The 14,267-nt window shown below is 63.9% G+C and carries 12 protein-coding genes and 3 pseudogenes; 7 read left to right on the top strand and 8 right to left on the bottom strand.

Annotated elements, in window-relative coordinates:
• Window positions 1-2: 2 nt before the first annotated feature.
• Window positions 3-149 carry a TFIIB-type zinc ribbon-containing protein gene (locus FA740_RS20460; protein ID WP_338119675.1) on the bottom strand — a complete coding sequence of 49 codons (147 nt, stop codon included), beginning with the start codon at window positions 147-149 and terminating at the stop codon, window positions 3-5.
• A gap of 106 nt (window positions 150-255) precedes the next feature.
• Between FA740_RS20460 and FA740_RS15990 the strand changes: the two are divergent.
• Both FA740_RS15990 and FA740_RS15995 read left to right on the top strand, forming a co-directional pair.
• A pseudogene (locus FA740_RS15990) lies at window positions 256-537 on the top strand (integrase core domain-containing protein); the annotation flags it as partial.
• 226 nt (window positions 538-763) lie between these two features.
• Complete coding sequence (locus tag FA740_RS15995; RefSeq protein WP_042250041.1) at window positions 764-1,732, top strand: magnesium and cobalt transport protein CorA; 969 nt, start codon at window positions 764-766, stop codon at window positions 1,730-1,732.
• A 132-nt stretch (window positions 1,733-1,864) separates the two neighbouring features.
• On the opposite strand, the gene FA740_RS16000 is transcribed toward FA740_RS15995, so the two are convergent.
• The 3 genes from FA740_RS16000 to FA740_RS16010 form a co-directional block, all read right to left on the bottom strand.
• On the bottom strand, window positions 1,865-2,077 hold the full coding sequence (locus FA740_RS16000; protein WP_136857817.1) for a hypothetical protein: 213 nt from the start codon (window positions 2,075-2,077) through the stop codon (window positions 1,865-1,867).
• Between the two features lie 114 nt (window positions 2,078-2,191).
• Window positions 2,192-3,100: a calcium/sodium antiporter gene (locus tag FA740_RS16005; protein WP_042250039.1), complete on the bottom strand. Its 909-nt coding sequence runs from the start codon at window positions 3,098-3,100 to the stop codon at window positions 2,192-2,194.
• Between the two features lie 290 nt (window positions 3,101-3,390).
• On the bottom strand, window positions 3,391-4,263 hold the full coding sequence (locus tag FA740_RS16010; RefSeq protein WP_246053681.1) for a LysR family transcriptional regulator: 873 nt from the start codon (window positions 4,261-4,263) through the stop codon (window positions 3,391-3,393).
• A gap of 98 nt (window positions 4,264-4,361) precedes the next feature.
• On the opposite strand from FA740_RS16010, the gene FA740_RS16015 reads away from it, so the two are divergent.
• From FA740_RS16015 to FA740_RS16035, 5 genes and pseudogenes are all read left to right on the top strand, one after another.
• Entirely contained in the window at window positions 4,362-5,900 is a 1,539-nt protein-coding gene (locus FA740_RS16015) for a proton-conducting transporter transmembrane domain-containing protein (protein WP_136857819.1), read from the top strand.
• Window positions 5,901-5,930: 30 nt separating this feature from the next.
• On the top strand, window positions 5,931-8,321 hold the full coding sequence (locus FA740_RS16020) for a YbcC family protein (protein WP_136857820.1): 2,391 nt from the start codon (window positions 5,931-5,933) through the stop codon (window positions 8,319-8,321).
• A gap of 47 nt (window positions 8,322-8,368) precedes the next feature.
• Window positions 8,369-8,665: pseudogene (locus FA740_RS20175) on the top strand (transposase); the annotation flags it as partial.
• 215 nt (window positions 8,666-8,880) lie between these two features.
• The gene (locus FA740_RS16030) at window positions 8,881-9,819 is read left to right on the top strand and encodes an IS110 family RNA-guided transposase (protein ID WP_136857822.1); all 939 of its coding nucleotides are present in this window, start codon (window positions 8,881-8,883) and stop codon (window positions 9,817-9,819) included.
• A 35-nt stretch (window positions 9,820-9,854) separates the two neighbouring features.
• Window positions 9,855-10,091 (top strand): annotated as a pseudogene (locus tag FA740_RS16035) (integrase core domain-containing protein); the annotation flags it as partial.
• 540 nt (window positions 10,092-10,631) lie between these two features.
• Here FA740_RS16035 and FA740_RS16040 read toward each other — a convergent pair.
• The 4 genes from FA740_RS16040 to FA740_RS16055 form a co-directional block, all read right to left on the bottom strand.
• On the bottom strand, window positions 10,632-10,847 hold the full coding sequence (locus FA740_RS16040) for a hypothetical protein (RefSeq protein WP_136857824.1): 216 nt from the start codon (window positions 10,845-10,847) through the stop codon (window positions 10,632-10,634).
• A gap of 29 nt (window positions 10,848-10,876) precedes the next feature.
• On the bottom strand, window positions 10,877-12,313 hold the full coding sequence (locus FA740_RS16045) for a GntP family permease (RefSeq protein ID WP_084684278.1): 1,437 nt from the start codon (window positions 12,311-12,313) through the stop codon (window positions 10,877-10,879).
• 1 nt (window position 12,314) lies between these two features.
• Complete coding sequence (locus tag FA740_RS16050) at window positions 12,315-13,355, bottom strand: patatin-like phospholipase family protein (protein WP_035715050.1); 1,041 nt, start codon at window positions 13,353-13,355, stop codon at window positions 12,315-12,317.
• A gap of 63 nt (window positions 13,356-13,418) precedes the next feature.
• A complete protein-coding gene (locus FA740_RS16055; protein WP_198143212.1) occupies window positions 13,419-14,027 on the bottom strand; it encodes an HdeD family acid-resistance protein in 609 nt (202 codons plus the stop codon).
• Window positions 14,028-14,267 lie beyond the last annotated feature (240 nt).

Here is a 14,267-nt window from a genome sequence, read left to right on the forward strand (position 1 = left end):
TATCACATTTTGACGATCTTGTCGAGTTCACCCCGGTCGAGCCAGACTTCCCTGTACGTCGGGCAATAGTCAATCTCCACGCCCTGGCGGTCTGATATCGTGAGCAGCGTTCCATCAACGGGGCATTTCATGGTCTTGGTTCCTTTCATCAGTGCAAGCGCACTCTGTCAGTCTGAGGTGGTGGTTGGCATGGGCGTTGATGATGTAACCGCCCCCCGACGGCATCTGTGTGCCAAGGTGGGTCTGCAACGATCCATCGCCAAGGACACGCAGATCTTCGCTCGCCAACTTGGTCTGAAGCCTTGCTTCACCCCGGTGCGGAGCCCTCAGAGCAATGGCATGTCAGAGGCATTCGTGAAGACGCTCAAGCACGATTACGTCCAGGTGACGCCGCTACCAGACGCCCAAACCGTTCTCGGATGGATCGGAGGCTGGATCGAGGACTACAACGACAATCACCCGCATTCAGGGCTGAAGATGCGCTCGCCTCGCGAGTTCATCGCAGCTCAAACCAGCAACTGCCTGAGTGTCCGGTGAAACGGGGGCAAGACCAGAACACTAGCAGAATGCACCGTCCCTGGTGCGAACTTGATGGGCGAAACTATTAGGGTGACCACTTCGACTGCGCAGGCAATTTAGTTGACTGACCAGACGTAGGTATAACGATTGTGAATCAGCACTCGTGATCCGCCCTTGACGCCAGCGGTGGGTGTCGGGTTAGGGCTTATGCCTCGTAGGATGCCTATCGTTCGCAAAGGTTACCATGACGGTCGTTGCTGCCTATCTCTACCGCCACGGCAAGCGCGTGCGCGAGGTGTCGATCACCGAGAAGATCGACTGCCCCTCGGACAACTCCGAGTTCGTCTGGATCGGGATCTGTGATCCCACCGAAGAGGAGATGCAGACGCTCAAAGAGCAGTACGACCTGCATCCGCTGGCCATCGAGGATGCCGTAAAGGCGGATCAACTGCCCAAGGTGGACATCTATGGCGAACAGCTGTTCGTCGTTGCGCGGACTGCGCGTCTGGAAGGCGATACGATCACCTATGGCGAAACCGCCATCTTCGTCGGCCACAGCCATATCATCAGCGTGCGCCACGGATCGGCCCGATCTCACATCGCGTTGCGTGCGCAGCTGGAGGCGGTCCCGAGCCTGCTGATCCACGGGGTCGACTACGTTCTGCACGCCATTCTGGATTACATCGTCGACGGCTATCTGCCCATCGTCGAGCAGATCGAAGAGAAGGTGCTGTTGATGGAGCAGCAGACCATCGACACTTTTCTCGGACGCGAAGAGATCACGCGCATCTTCGCGCTCCGTCGCCATCTGACCAGGTTTCAGCGGGTGCTGGGCCCCATGGGCGAAGTCGCCGGCAAGCTGGTCCGACAGGACCTTCCCTGCATCGACGCGAACACAAGACCGTACTTCAGCGATGTCCTGGATCATGTCCGGCGCGTGCAGACCATGGTCGATGGGCTGCTTCAGGTCCTGGCCTCGGTTTTTGAGTTCAGCAACCTGCTGGAGCAGCAACGCACAGGCATCATCACCCGCCAACTGGCGGCGTGGGCGGCCATCCTCGCCGTGCCGACGGCAATTGCAGGGATCTACGGCATGAATTTCGAGAACATGCCCGAACTATCGACCAGGTACGGCTACTTTGTCGTGCTATCGGCCATCGTGGGAGCCTGCACGTTCCTCTATGTCCGCTTCAAGCGGCTTGGCTGGCTTTGACTGGATCGCCTGCAAAGAAAAGCTCTGGCTGGAAAAGCCACTGCCTCTCTCATGGCAGCCTCATGAATCGCTTGGCACCGGTGTCGCATAGCTGTCAGTTCCTGACGGTATTTTGTGTATAGTAAATGATGATCATTGATGAGACAGACCATGTGCGCCATTGCGGTAGTCCCTGTCCCATTTCCGCTCGACTTCAACGTCGAGGATGATCCCTGTCTGGTCTGCAAAAGCGAACTCGATGCCAACTGGATTTGCACCAAGTGTCATGCCGATCACTTTGAGGGCGTCATGCTTGTGATCGGGTATGGCTCTCCCAAGAGGGCGGCAAAGGGCATCCAAGGCCACGCGCAAAGTGCTGGTCAAGCGGGGACCAGCTAATGCGCCTGTATGGATGCGAATGCTGCACTGTGGGTGATAGCAAATGGCTGCGATGGGCCATGCAACTCAGAAACCGCCTAGTTAGATCAAGGCCACATACCCGGCATAGGTCGCCATGAGGACAAAACCTGCGATGCGCGGTAGGCCCCCAAGGACGAATGCCAGCACGGAGAGCCCCACAGCGGCAATCGTCACCCAGATCATGTCGATGGAGGCAAAGCGCGGATCTGCAACGATCGGATGGATCAGCGCCGTGGTGCCGAGGATGCCAAAGATGTTGAAGATGTTCGAGCCGACGATGTTGCCTACGGCGATCTCGGTCTGCTTGCGGATGGCTGCGATCAGGGACGTTGCCAGTTCCGGGAGCGAGGTTCCTACCGCCACGATCGTCAGGCCGATCACCGCCTCGGATATGCCGAACGCGCGTGCCAGTTCCGTCGCGCTGTCCACCAGCAACCGGGCGCCGATGACGAGGACAACCAAGCCCCCCAAGGTCATTGCCCAGGCTTTCCACTGAGGGGAATCCCCAAGCTCGACCTCAGGGGTTTCCACCTTGCTGGTCATGAAAGCGGTGACGAGGAAGACGATAAGGCCAGCAATCAGCACCACGCCGTCCAGCCGGGTGACATTGCCGTCCAGGAGCATGATCCAGATGGTCGCCGTCGCCAACAGCATGAAGCCGAGATCACGCCAGAGCTTTTTCACAGGGATGATGAGCGGGGCAACGACCGCTGAAATGCCGAGGATCAGCAGAATGTTGGCGATGTTCGAGCCCAGGACGTTCCCGATCGCAATGGCGGGCTGACCTGCAAGCGCTGCTTGCACGGAAACCAGCATTTCGGGTGCGGATGTTCCAAAGCCCACGATGGTCAGGCCGATCACCATTGGCGACAGGCGGAAGTGACGGGCAATGGCCGTCGCGCCCCTGACGAGGGCCTCACCCCCGAAGAAAAGTGCCACAAGCCCAAGAGCAAAAAGCAGATATGTCATGATCGATCCAAAGTTGGCCCGGAGGCACGGTTCATTTCATATGAGATTTCTCTTCTAAAACAACAAGTCCACCCCCTTCCTTTATCGGTGCCATCGGTTAGCCCTTGCTCAAAACGGTTGCGAACCCGCACGCTATCGAAATTCAACCTGACCAAGCGGCGTCATTGCAGAGCACGGCCCACCCTGCCTTGAAAGTTCATTGCGCCGGGTGGTGAGCTGTCTCGAACATAGTCGACCCTGATATCGAGCAGGTGGTCCTGTTGTAGGCCAGCAGGCGCTGAAACTGCTGATCACCTGTTATCGCAAAGCGACAGCACGTCCGCCAAAAGCGGGTTCGGAAAGCGGCGGTGCTGGGTGACGGCGTAGAACGTCTCGCTGATGCCCGCCAGTCGGGCGGCCTCGACAAGCGATCCGGCGTCCAGTTCTTCCCGCACGACGATGGGAGGGATGACCGCGATCCCCGCCCCCTCTCGCGCCAGCAGGCGCAGCATCGCCATGTCGTCCGCCTCGGCGGCGATCAGCGGCACGATGCCCATCCGGGCGGCCATCGTGTCGAAATCGGCCCGCAGCGCTGTTTCAGGCACCGGCAGGACCAGGGGTTCCGACCGCAGCAGCTGGGCCAGCGACCGGCCCTTGCCCACCAGGTCCGGCCGCCCGATCAGACTGACCGGCTGTTCGGCCAGCCGGTGGATCAGCCATGGGCTGGCGGCATCGCGGGCGGGGGCCAGGTTCGTCAGCACGACATCCAGCGACAGCCCCTCCAGATTGCGCAGCAGCTCTGCCTGGGTGCCGGATCGCAGCACGACCTCGACATCGGGGCGACCGATCAGCGGTCGCAGGAACAGCATCTGGAAATTGCGCGACAGGGTGGCCAGCGCCCCCACCCGCAGGGCGTGCCGCGACCGGCCCGTCTCGCGCAGGATGGCGGTCAGATCGTCGGCGGTGCGAAAGATCGCCTCGGCATGATCCAGCGCGATCCGGCCCGCCTCGGTCAGGATCAGCCCCCGTCCCCGCCGTTCGAACAGGTCATGACCCAGCGACGCCTCCAACTGGCGCAACTGCGTGGACAGCGCCGATTGCGACAGGTTCAGCCGCCGCGCGGCGCCGGTCAGCGTGCCGTCCAGCGCCACGGCGCGGAACAGGCGAAGATGGTGCAGGTTCACGATGCTTCCACAATATAGAACGTTTCGGCATATTATATGTATTTTTAAGAATGATCTCCAGCGGCTATCCGGTGCCGGACACTGTCGCGGAGCCCTTCATGACAACCCAGATCCTGCCCCTGACCGCCTTTGGCCCCCTGTTGCTTGTTGCTGCGGCCCTGCTGACCCGGGTCAGGCCCGGCCCGCGCCTGGCGGAAACCGCGGCGCTGTGCGCCTTGGCCCTGTCACTGGCCGGGGCGGTGCAGCTGATGACCGGCGGGGCGCAAGCGCTGGCCCTGTCGCCGGGGGTCCGCCTGACGCTGGATGCGATCGGGGTCACCATGGCGGTGCTGGTCGCCTTCGTCGGCTGGATCGTCCTGCGCTATTGCCGGACCTATCTGCACGGAGAGGCGCGCGCCCCCCGGGCGCAGGCGGGCATCCTGATCGTGCTGGCCGCGGTGCTGGTTCTTGTGCAGGCCGGCGATCTGGCGCTGATGGCGGTCTGCACGATGGTCATCGGCGCGGCGATGCGCGACCTGCTGCTGTTCTATCCCGATCGGCCCGCGGCACGGCGTGCGGCGGCCAAGTTCGTGCGGGTCTGGGGTGCGGGAGACGTGGCGCTGGTTCTGGCCGCGGTCATGGCGTGGGTCGCCTTCGGCACGACCGATCTGGCCACGCTAAAGGCTGCGGCAACCGGGCCGCTGACCCCCGCCGCGCAGGGGGCGGTTGCGGCGCTGGTGCTGACGGCGCTGCTGAAATCGGCGGCCTTTCCCCTGCATGGCTGGCTGACCGAGGTGATGGAGGCCCCGACCCCGGTCTCGGCGCTGCTGCATGCGGGGGTCATCAATGCGGGCGGCCTGCTGCTGATCCGCACGGCCGATCTGGTCCAGGCCAGCCCCGGCGCGATGGCGGTGCTGGTCACCATGGGCGGTCTGACCGCGCTGTTCGGGGCGGCGGTCATGCTGATCCAAAGCGCGGTCAAGACGGCCTTGGCGTGGTCCACCGTCGCGCAGATGGGGTTCATGCTGATGCAATGCGGGCTGGGCCTGTGGTCGCTGGCACTGCTGCATATCGTGGCGCATGGGCTGTACAAGGCGCATGGGTTCCTGGCCTCGGGCAACGCGGTCGCGGCGGTGGCCGCGGCGGGTCGCCCCGGCCCCGTCGCCGTGCCGGGCATCGGTGCCGTCGCGCAGGCCTTTGCGCTGGCCCTTGCCCTTTATGCGACTGTCGCGCTTGGATTCGCGGCGATCGGCGGCCAGAAATCGGCGCAGGCGCTGGCCTTGGGTGCGATCCTGATCTTCGGCACCGCCTATCTGGTCGCGCAAGGGCTGGCCGATGCCGCCCCGCGGGCGCTGACGCGGCGCACGGCGATGGCATCGGTCGCGGCGGCGCTTGGCTATTTCGGCTTTCACCTGCTGGCAGGCGCACTGTGGGGGCCGCATCTGCCGCTGCCGCCGTCGCCAGGCGCGCTGGAATGGGCGCTGATCGCGCTGGCGGTGATCTCGTTCGGGATGGTCGCGGTGGCGCAGGCGCTGTTTCCGCTGTGGGCGCATCACCCGGCGATGGCGGGACTGCGCGTCCACCTGGCCAACGGGCTGTACCTGAACGCCCTGTTCGACCGGCTGATCGGCGGCTTTCGCGCCGCGCGGTCCAGCTGATCCCTACCCCCCATTTCCGCTGAGGTTCCCATGTTCCACGATCACGCCGGCGTCACCCCCGATCATGCGGCCAGCCTGCTGGCGGCCGCGACCCAGGCCGCACGCACCATCCCCCCGGCTTTCCCGCTGACGGCCACCGTCGCGGTGAACCCCTTTCTGGGCCAGTCGGACGATGACCTGGCCACCGCCTCGGCCAGACTGGCCCGCGTCGCGGGGCTGTCGGCAACCCGCCCGCGGGCCGCGTTCGGGGCGATGATGGCAGACGGGCGCATCACCGACGACGACCTGGCGGCGGCGCTGATCGCCTGCCCGTCGGCGCTGAAGCCGGTCGACCTGGGCATGCTGAAGCTGCGGCTGAACGCGACCGCGCCGATCCCCCCCGCCCTGCCGACGGTCGCCGATCTGGCCGCACGCCATGACGGCACCGACTGGCCCGAGGTCATTGCCCGCAGCATCGGCCTGTGGGCCGCGGGGCGCTTTGATCAGGGCCAGGCGCTGTGGACGCCCGCGCCCGGCACCAGCGCGCTTGCGGCGTGGAAGGAATGGGCGACCCATGACCTAACGCCGGAAATCGCGGGCCTGCGCGGCTTCTGCGCCCATGTCGCAGCCGCCCCCGACCGGGCGGAACGCGTCATCCTGCGGGCGGCCGAACGGCTGGCCCTGACGCCCGACGCGGCGCCGACCGCGTTCCATCGGCTGCTGGTCGATCTGGGGGGCTGGGCACAGCACGCGCGATGGCTGTCCTGGCAGGCCGAACAGGCGGGGGGCACCGATGGCACCCTGATCGACCTGCTGGCGATCCGCCTGATCTGGGAGGAGGCGCTGCTGGCGCATTGCCCTGACCTGGCCGATCCCTGGGCCGACGCGGTGCGCGCGCATGCGCGGCCGGTCCAGCCATCGGCCGATCAGGTCGCGGATGCGATCGCCCAGGACGCGGCCGAGCGCGCTTATCAGCGCGGCCTTGCGGCATGCCTGTCGGGGTCGCGCCCGACCCTGTCCCGTCCGGCGATGCAGGCGGCGTTCTGCATCGACGTCCGGTCCGAACCTTTTCGCCGCGCGCTGGAGGAGGTCGCCCCGGACGCCGAGACCTATGGCTTTGCGGGCTTCTTCGGCCTGCCATTGCAGCATCACACCCAGGCCAGCGTCCGGGCGGTGCCGCATCTGCCGGTGCTGCTGACCCCCTCGCTTGACGCCACCAGCCAGGATCAGGCCGAGGATGCCGCGCGCATCGCCGCCCGGGCCACGCGGGCCTGGGACCGGTTCCGGCAGGCCGCGGTGTCGTCCTTTGCCTTTGTCGAGGCGGTCGGGCCGCTCTACGGGATGAAGCTGCTGAAGGGGGCGATGGGCCGCGACGCCGCCCCTGCCCCTGCGGGCGCGCCCCGCCTGTCCGCGCCGATGTCGACGGCGGACAAGGGACGGCTGGCCGCCACCATCCTGCGCGCCATGGGCCTGGTCGCGGGGCATGCAAGGCTGGTCCTGCTGGTCGGCCACGGCGCCAGCATGACGAACAACCCGCATCACAGCGCCTATCACTGCGGCGCCTGCGGCGGCCAGACCGGAGAGGTTTCGGCTCGCGTGCTGGCGGACCTGCTGAACGACCCCCAGACACGGGCGGCCCTGCCCGATCACGGCATCACGTTGCCCGATGATACGCTGTTCGTCGCGGCGCTGCATGACACAACGACGGACCATGTGGCGCTGTACGAGGTCAATGCACCGGCCAGCCATGCGAGTGATCTGGACCGGGCTGCGAACTGGCTGGCCCGCGCGGCGGCGCGCAACCGCACGGCGCGAGCGACCCGTCTGCCGAGTGCGACGCCTGCCACGGTGGCGGCGCGCGCGTCGAACTGGGCCGAGACGCGGCCGGAATGGGGGCTGGCCGGATGCGCCGCCTTCATCGCCGCGCCGCGCGCCGTCACGCGCGGGATCGACCTGGGCGGGCGCGCCTTCCTGCACAGCTATGACCGCGCGCTGGACCCTGATTTCACGGTTCTGGAGCTGATCCTGACCGCCCCGGTCGTCGTCGCCAGCTGGATCAGCCTGCAATACTATGGCTCGACCGTGGCCCCGCCCCTGTTCGGGGGCGGCACCAAGCTGATCCACAACGTCACCGGCGGCATCGGCGTGGTCGAGGGCAATGGCGGCCGGCTGCGCCCCGGCCTGCCGTGGCAGGCGGTCCATGACGGCACCCGCACCGTCCACGACCCGCTGCGGCTGACGGTGATGCTGGACGCCCCGACATCCGCCATCGACGCGATCCTTGGTCGCCATCCGGACGTGGCGCGCCTGTTCGACAACGGCTGGCTGCATCTGCTGGCGCTGGAGGGGGGCCGCGTCGTCGCACGCCATCGTCCCGGAAAGGGCTGGCGTAAGGAGACGAGTGGAGGAACTCCCCCTTTTAACGGCAACAAGCCGTATTGAACCGCCCCGGGTTTACCGGAGAGTAAAACTCTCAAAGGGTAAGCCTCATGACAGAAAAGAAACACACCCCGAGCTACACGGCCGAGTTCCGCGCGCGCGGCGTTCGGCTTTTCCGCGACCATCGTTCTGATTACAGCAGCGACAGTGCCGCCTACCGGGCAATTGCCTCGAAGCTGTGTTGTTCGTCTTTCAGCCGGCGGGACTGGTATCGGCGCGCCGCGCGTGATGCAGGCGAACTGTCCGGACCGACGAGCGAGGAAAAGGCACGAATCAAAGCCTTGGAGCGTGAGAACCGTGAACTCAGGCAAGCCAACGAGATCCTTCGCAAGGCATCAGCGTATTTTGCGATGGCGGAGCTTGTCTTATGGAATCCGTGGCTGTTGAGGCAAAAGGGAGCCGCTGCCCGGCACCGCAAACTGCGGGGCAGCGGCGGGGGTGGCGTCGTGCGGAGCTTGGTCTTGCAGGACCGCGGTCGAGTTGACGAGCCCCCGTCTTTTCTGACGACCTGAACGGATACGTGGGCTTCGGGCCCGAACGACAAGCAAAAGTGGAAAGAAAGATGGCCAAGGATACCATCGGCATCGACGTCTCGAAAGACCGTCTCGACGCATTCTGGCATTCCCGATCCGAAGCGCGCCGCCTGCCGAACACGGATGAAGGGTTCGGCCAGATGTGCGACTGGCTTGGTGAGGAGGAGGGTGTGCTGATCGTCTTCGAGGCGACCGGCGCCTACCATCGTGGCCTGGAGCGACATCTCAGCCTGGCAGGGCGGCCCTTCATTAAAGTCAATCCAAAGCAGGCGCGCCGATTTGCACAGGCCATTGGTCGACTGGCGAAGACCGACAGCGTCGATGCCAGGATGCTGGCGCGCATGGGGGTGGTGCTCGATCTGGCCCCACAGGATGTCGAGGGCGAAGAGGTTCATGATCCCAGGGAGTTGCTGACAGCCCGCCGGGCCCTCGTCAGGGATCAGGTCACTGCGAAGACCAGACTTGCTACGGCAATCAATCCGCTCGTGCGAGAACAGATCTGTCGCCGCATTGATGACATTGGCACCGATATCAAGGCGCTTGATGAAGTAATCGCGCAGATCGCCAAGCAGCGAGGCACCCTCGAAGAGCGCATTCGTCGATTGATGACCATCCCGGGGATCGGCCGTCTGACCGCCACCACAATGCTGATCGACATGCCAGAACTGGGGCATCTCGACAGCAAGAAGATCACTGCTCTGGCCGGGTTGGCGCCAATGACGCAGCAGTCTGGAAAGTGGCAGGGCAAGGAACGCGTTACCGGCGGCCGGTCATCAATCCGGCGGGCAATCTACATGCCGACGCTGGTCGCGATCCGTTTCAATCGAGATCTTCATGACAAGAATCAGCAGCTCGTGAAGGCCGGTAAAGCCAAGAAAGTAGCAATCACCGCCGTCATGCGCCGCATGTTGGTTCTCGCGAACACGCTGCTGCGCGACGCCCGCGATTGGCAGCCGGAGCGCCCTTGACCAAAACGGATACTCGACCACCCATTCCGTAAATGATCGCTGAAAGCATCAACGGCCTTTTCAAAACCGAGGTCATCAAGTTCCTCGGCCCTTCGAAGTCCGTTGGTCAGGTCGAATGGGAAACCTTGAAATGGGTCGACTGGTATAACAACACCCGCCTGCACAGCGCCATTGGCTATGTCACGCCGCAAGAAGCAGAGGAGGCCTTCTATGCAAACTTGAAAGCTGTCGAAAAAAGTCCCCTAATTATTGAACCAGAAACTCTCCGGTAAATCCGGGGCGGTTCACACGTGCCAGTTGGCGAACATGTTTTTCAACGCCCGCCCGCCTTTACCGAACCAGAATTCTACCCATAAAAGGATGGGCACAGTTCCCGGCGACCAAGCCTTCGGTACCCGGCTTTGCTACCCTACAATCGTAGATTATAGTGGAACGGATGTCATACCAATTTGCAGGCACAGACCCTTCTGGAAAAAAAGGACTGCGCTGCCGTCCGTGACCGAACAGACTAAAGGTATCAAACGATACCAAATCAATTGTGCCGGTTCGGGTCCAGAGAAACTTCCGCACGTAAACCAACAACACGGGCGACACTTTGGCGCGCACGATCAGTTTCGCTCGAGCGGAAGCCAAGATGGGATGAGGACTTGTGGCTCCTAGGCGCGCTCACTGGCGACCGCGCCGCATCAACCCATATCAGACCTGGCAAACCCGCAGCAGACAGGCATATCAGGCCGCGCAGCAGGAAGCCCCGGGCATGAAAGGCGACGTGCAGCGGCAGACTGGACGCAACAGCCTAAGTGACGATTGCCTCAAGCCTGTCCCGGCCGCATGCGCTGTTGCATGATAGTAAACGGAGTCGAAAACAGAGATACCATGACCACATAAGAGATCATCAGCCCCAGCACCATTGGCACCAGAACGCCCGAGGCGATGTGGAAGAACCACCCCAGCATCAGCGCCAGCATGACGCCCAGCGTGATGTTCAAAAGGGCCGGTGGTGCGGCGGTCGGCGTGGGCTGTGTCATGACGATCCCGAAGCTCTGTCCCTATCGGGTTAGAAGGAACCGAAGGCTGTGCCAAGCACGATCACGGCCACAAGGGCAACAAGCGCGCTGACAATGGCGGCCATGACGATGTCCAGATAGCTTTCGCGATGCGTGCAGCCACAGACCGCAAGCATCGTGACCACCGCGCCATTATGCGGCAAGCTGTCCAGCGTACCCGAGGCGATCACGGCCACCCGGTGCATCAGCGCAGGGTCCAGCCCTGTGTCTGACGCGATCTGCATGAAGGTGGGGCCAAGGGCCTGCAGCGCAATGGTCATCCCGCCCGAAGCCGATCCGGTCAACGCGGCAAGGATGTTCGTCGCTACCGCCAGTGACACGAGCGGCCCGCCTCCGATGCCCAGAACCCAGTCCCGCACCATCTCGAACGCAGGCAGGGCCGCCACGACCGCGCCGAACCCCACAAGGCTTGCCACGCTCATGATCGGAAGTACTGCGGCCGTCGCGCCCGAGTCGATGCTTTCGCGCAGATTGCGAAAGCGGCGCCGGTTCATGGCAACCAGCACGATGCAGGCGACCAGAAGCGCAAGCGCCACCGACCAGACCCCGCCGACAGCCGACAGGGTGGTTTCGCCCCATGCGGGCTGCGAGAGGAAATCGAAATCCATGCTGGGCAGCACGAACTGCGTCAGGATCAGGTTGACCACGACAACCAGAACCAGCGGCAGAATGGCCAGGCCGATCGGTGGCCGCCCGCCCCAGGATCCGGCGCGGCTGATCTCGGCAGGGTCAAACTCGCGTGCGGTGCTGGCCAGCTCGCGCGAGACGGCGGAGCCTTTTTCGGCCGCGCCATAACCCTCGCCCCGCGCCTTGGCCTGACGTTCGCGGAAGGAAAGCCAGCCCAGGCCGATGGCCGCCATGATGATGCTGGCTATGATGCCAAGCCCAGGTGCGGCAAAGGGGGTGGTACCAAAGAACGGCATCGGAATCGCGTTCTGGATCGCAGGCGTTCCCGGCATGGCCGACATGGTGAAGGTCGAGGTTCCAAGCGCGAGTGCCGCCGGAAGCAGCCTGCGCGGCACGCTTCCCGCCTTGAACAGCGCCTGCCCCATTGGCGCCAGAACGAAGAACGCCACAAACAGGCTGACACCGCCATAGGTGACCATCGCGCCCGCAGCCACCACGGCAAGGATCGCCCGCGAGGGGCCGAGCCGGCGCGTCATGTAATCGGCGATCGCTGAAACCGATCCGCTGTCGTCCATCAGCTTGCCGAACAATGCGCCCAGCAGGAAAAGCGGAAAGAACTGCGCCACAAACCCCGCCGCCGCAGGCATGAAGGTCTGCGTCCAGTGCGCCAGCATCGGCTGACCGGAAAAAAGCGCCGCCACCGCAGCAGCCAAAGGCGCCAGCAGCAGGATTGTCCAACTGCGGAACGCAAGCACCATGATCAGGGCAAGGCCCAACAGAATACCCAGCAGACCCAGCATGTCAGAGCTCGTCCGCCAGCGCGTCGATATCGAAGGTCGAACGCACCCCGATGTCCTGAATATGGGTGCGGCCGAAATCCTCGGCGGCGCGGCGCCCTTCGTCGAAGAGCATCTTCAGGAAGTCCCATTCGGCATTCAGCTTCGAGGAATGTCCAAGGTCCACCATGATGTCCGAGGTGATGCGATGCAGGCGCATCTCTTTCCAGTACCGCGCCTCGCCATTGCCGGGGTCGATGACACGGCGCAGCAGCGCCATCATCCGCAACTCTTTCAGTAGCTGGGCGTTGAAAGAGATCTCGTTCAGGCGGCTTGCGATCTCGCGCGCGGTGCGCGGCGTCTCGCGCCGCTCGACCGGGTTGATCTGCACCAGAACGGTATCGAGGCTTTCACATTCACGCACGAGCGGCGTCATCGTCGGGTTGCCCGCATAGCCGCCGTCCCAATAGGGCACGCCGTCGATCTCGATGGCCTGGAACATCGATGGCAGGCAGGCCGAGGCGAGCAGCACATCGGCCGTCACCTCATGCTTGCGGAACACCCTGCCTTGCCCGGTGTGCACATTGGTTGCCGTGATGAACAGCTTGACCGGCCCGGTCGCCAGCGCGTCGAAATCGATCAGGTCTGTCAGGATGTCGCGCAGCGGGTTCCCTGCCGCCCCACCCAGCGAATAGGGCGAGATCAGCCGCGCCATCAGATCCATGGCGATGAAGGCGGGCGAGTTGTCCAGCGTCCATTTGCCCGTCAGGACCTCCAGCGGCCCGCGCTTGAACGGGCTGAAGCGCGCGGCATCGGCCGTCCGGCGCCAGAAGGCGGTCAGCATCTCACGCGCGGTCTGCCGCCCGCCGGTGGCCATGCCGGCCGCCAGGATTGCCGCGTTCATGGCGCCGGCCGAGGTGCCGGAAATGCCATCGATCTCGAACCAGTCTTCCTCGAGGATGCGGTCCAGAACGCCCCATGTAAACGCCCCATGCGAACCGCCCCCCTGCAAGGCGAGGTCGATGGGAAGGGTTTTTCGCGTCTGCGATTTCGGGTTGCTGGCCATTTCGGCGCCTTTCAGTCAATTCATTGCAAGAAAATGGCGCCCGAAGCCGGGCGCCCTAGGGGATCAGGCGGCGGGCACCGCTTGCCCGCGAAGCCTCCACGCCATCGCACCAAGGGCCGCGCCAATGGCGATGAGGTCGAGCCCCAGCATCAGCCCGATCAGCCACAGCGCAGTGACCGGCATCGCGGCAAAAAGCACAAGCGACAGCACGACCGAGAGCACCCCGCTGGCAAAAACCCAAAGCCAGTTGGGCAAGGGACGGATCGTCAATGCGAAGACAACCTTCGACATCCCCTCGATCATGAAGAAGATGATCAGCAGAAGCGACAGCAGCAGCATCCCCTGCGCGATGTTGCGCAAGAGCAGAATGCCCAGCAACACACCAAGTATGGCCGAGATGATCTGCAGCCAGAAGTTCGGCGCATGGCGTGCGCTGATCAGGCCGATGGCCTGAATGATGCCGCTGGCGATCAGCAGCCAGCCGAACACCACGACGGCAGCAGCCGAAGAAAAGGCCGGGAAGACGATGGCGACGATCCCCGCGACGACCAGCAGCGCCGCCTGTACCAGGTGGAAGGTCGAATGGCGGCGCACCGCATCGCGCGCGGCTTCGCGGTAGGTCTGTGCAGCGGCGGCAAGACTGATCGGCATGGCATTGACTTCCTTGTTCAACAGGGTGCTTCCCGCCGGGCAGCGGGTGTTGCCTTTACCGACCCGCAGGGCCGGATATGGATCAAAATTGGCACAGGACCGTGAAGCCCATGCCAGACAATCAATTTTTCATCGCCATGATGCGGTCGTGTCGCGAATGTGGTGGAAATTGGCGAGCAGCGCGCTCCGAGCATGTAACGTTGGCTCCGGTCAGGCCGCGAGGTCAAGAGACATCGGCACGAGAGGCTGAGAAAGGGTTTC

This window comes from Paracoccus hibiscisoli (genome assembly GCF_005048265.1).
GTDB classification, from domain to species: Bacteria; Pseudomonadota; Alphaproteobacteria; order Rhodobacterales; family Rhodobacteraceae; genus Paracoccus; species Paracoccus hibiscisoli.

Bases quoted from the DNA above. Each gene is read 5' to 3' on its own strand.
- FA740_RS16050 (WP_035715050.1), bottom strand. From the start codon at position 13,355: ATGGCCAGCAACCCGAAATCGCAGACGCGAAAAACCCTTCCCATCGAC.
- FA740_RS16020 (WP_136857820.1), top strand. From the start codon at position 5,931: ATGTTCCACGATCACGCCGGCGTCACCCCCGATCATGCGGCCAGCCTG.
- FA740_RS20460 (WP_338119675.1), bottom strand. From the start codon at position 149: ATGAAAGGAACCAAGACCATGAAATGCCCCGTTGATGGAACGCTGCTC.
- FA740_RS16005 (WP_042250039.1), bottom strand. From the start codon at position 3,100: ATGACATATCTGCTTTTTGCTCTTGGGCTTGTGGCACTTTTCTTCGGG.
- FA740_RS16030 (WP_136857822.1), top strand. From the start codon at position 8,881: ATGGCCAAGGATACCATCGGCATCGACGTCTCGAAAGACCGTCTCGAC.
- FA740_RS16040 (WP_136857824.1), bottom strand. From the start codon at position 10,847: ATGACACAGCCCACGCCGACCGCCGCACCACCGGCCCTTTTGAACATC.
- FA740_RS15995 (WP_042250041.1), top strand. From the start codon at position 764: ATGACGGTCGTTGCTGCCTATCTCTACCGCCACGGCAAGCGCGTGCGC.
- FA740_RS16015 (WP_136857819.1), top strand. From the start codon at position 4,362: ATGACAACCCAGATCCTGCCCCTGACCGCCTTTGGCCCCCTGTTGCTT.
- FA740_RS16045 (WP_084684278.1), bottom strand. From the start codon at position 12,313: ATGCTGGGTCTGCTGGGTATTCTGTTGGGCCTTGCCCTGATCATGGTG.